The 2,353-nt window shown below is 70.1% G+C and carries 1 protein-coding gene; it reads left to right on the plus strand.

The window, feature by feature from the left end; translation table 11 throughout:
- Positions 1–177 precede the first annotated feature (177 nt).
- Entirely contained in the window at positions 178–2,250 is a 2,073-nt protein-coding gene (locus ACWGI8_RS43150; RefSeq protein WP_453668959.1) for a phosphocholine-specific phospholipase C, read from the plus strand.
- The last annotated feature ends 103 nt before the right edge of the window (positions 2,251–2,353 follow it).

Here is a 2,353-nt window from a genome sequence, read left to right on the forward strand (position 1 = left end):
CGTTCCCCCGGACCGGGCGGGACCGTCGTCCCCAGCCGGGGCGACGAAGGCTGCCGACCCGACGCGTTCCCCGGTTGTACGGCGGGCAGTCATGAAACGTCCGCCGGGAAGTTGTCCATACACGTTGTGCTTGGACGCCCCCCGCCAGCCCCCTCACCCGCAGAGGTCGACGCACTCATGGCAGAACTCAACCGCCGCCGTTTCCTCCAACTGGCCGGTGGCGCGACCGCGCTCACCATGCTGTCCGACAGCATCGCCCGGGCTGCCGCCATTCCCGCCCAGGGCAGCACCGGCACCATCCAGGACGTCGAGCACATCGTCGTCCTGATGCAGGAGAACCGTTCCTTCGATCACTACTTCGGTGCGATGAAGGGCGTCCGCGGCTTCGGCGACCCCCGCCCGGTCACCCTGCCCAGCGGCAAGTCCGTCTGGAACCAGGCGGACGGCAAGAAGGTGACCCTGCCGTTCCGGCCCCCGGGTGACGACCTCGGCATGGAGTTCCTCCAGGGCCTCAACCACGACTGGGCGGGCGGCCAGAAGGCCTTCAACCAGGGCAAGTACGACCAGTGGGTGCCCGCGAAGACCGCCACCACCATGGCGTACCTGACCCGCGAGGACATCCCCTTCCACTACGCGCTCGCCGACTCCTTCACCATCTGCGACGCGTACCACTGCTCCTTCATCGGCTCCACCGACCCGAACCGCTACTACATGTGGACGGGCCACACCGGCAACGACGGCACGGGCGGCGGCCCGGTCCTCAACAACGCCGAGGCCGGGTACGACTGGACCACCTACCCCGAGCGCCTCGAAGCCGCCGGAGTCTCCTGGAAGATCTACCAGGACATCGGCGACGGCCTCGACGCCGCCGGATCCTGGGGCTGGATCAACGACGCCTACCGCGGCAACTACGGCGACAACTCCCTGCTGTACTTCAACAAGTACCGGGGCGCCCAGCCCGGCAACCCGCTGTACGACAAGGCCCGCACCGGCACCGACGCCAAGAACGGCGACGGCTTCTTCGACGTGCTCCGCGCCGACGTCCAGGCGGGCCGTCTGCCCAAGGTCTCCTGGATCGCCGCCCCCGAGGCCTTCTCCGAGCACTCCAACTGGCCGTCCAACTACGGCGCCTGGTACATCGCGCAGGTGCTGGACGCCCTGACGTCGAACCCCGACGTGTGGGCCCGTACCGCCCTCTTCATCACCTACGACGAGAACGACGGCTTCTTCGACCACATCGTGCCGCCGTACGCGCCGTCCGGGGCGACCCAGGGCCTGTCCACGACCCCGACGACGCTGGACTACTTCCCGGGCAAGGCGGGCTATGTCGCCGGACCGTACGGCCTCGGCCCCCGCGTGCCCATGCTCGTCGTCTCCCCCTGGAGCACCGGCGGCTACACCTGCTCCGAGACCTTCGACCACACCTCGATCGTCCGCTTCATGGAGCGCCGCTTCGGGGTGCAGGAGCCCCAGATATCCCCCTGGCGGCGCGCCGTCTGCGGCGACCTGACGTCCGCGTTCGACTTCGCGCGTACGGAGACGACGCCGGCCGAACTGCCGCCGACCGCCGGGTACTACCCGCCGGACCGCGAGCGCCACCCCGACTTCCTGGCCCCTGCCCCGGCCGTCGGCACGATGCCCCGCCAGGAGCCCGGCAGCAAGCCCACCCGTCCGCTCAAGTACGCGCCGTACGTGGACGGTTCCGCGGACATCGGCACCGGCAAGTACCAGCTCACCTTCAGCGGCGGGCAGGCCGCCGGCGCCCAGTTCTACGTCACCTCGGCGAACCGCAGTGACGCGCCCTGGACGTACACGACCGAGGCGGGCAAGTCGATCGCGGACAGCTGGAACACGAAGTACTCGAAGGGCGTCACGGACCTGACCGTCCACGGCCCGAACGGCTTCCTGCGCCACTTCCGCAACCCCGGCAAGACCGCCGGACCCGAGGTCACCGCCCGCCACAACGCGACCACCGGCAACCTCGACCTGACCTTCACCAACGCCGCCACCGCCGACGCCCAGCTCACCGTCACCAACGCCTATTGCGGCACCTCCCGGACCTTCACGGTCCGCAAGGGCGCGACGGTCAAGCACTCGGTCGACCTGCACGCCTGCCGCAACTGGTACGACGTGACGGTCACCTCCGCCACCGCGTCTGCGCGCTCGTCGGCCGACTTCCTCCGCCGCTTCGCGGGCCACGTCGAGACCGGCGCCCCGGGCCTGTCCGACCCGGGCATCCTCACCAACTGACCCACACGGCCGACCCCTGCCGGCCGGCCTTCACCGGCTGATCCGGTCCTCGGCCGCCCGCAGCACGCGCCGCTCCAGCACCGCGAGGTGCTCGGGGCGGCGT

The organism is Streptomyces sp. NPDC054841, from assembly GCF_053611045.1.

Excerpts from the sequence above, each read along its gene's own strand:
- ACWGI8_RS43150 (WP_453668959.1), top strand. The coding sequence starts at position 178 with ATGGCAGAACTCAACCGCCGCCGTTTCCTCCAACTGGCCGGTGGCGCG.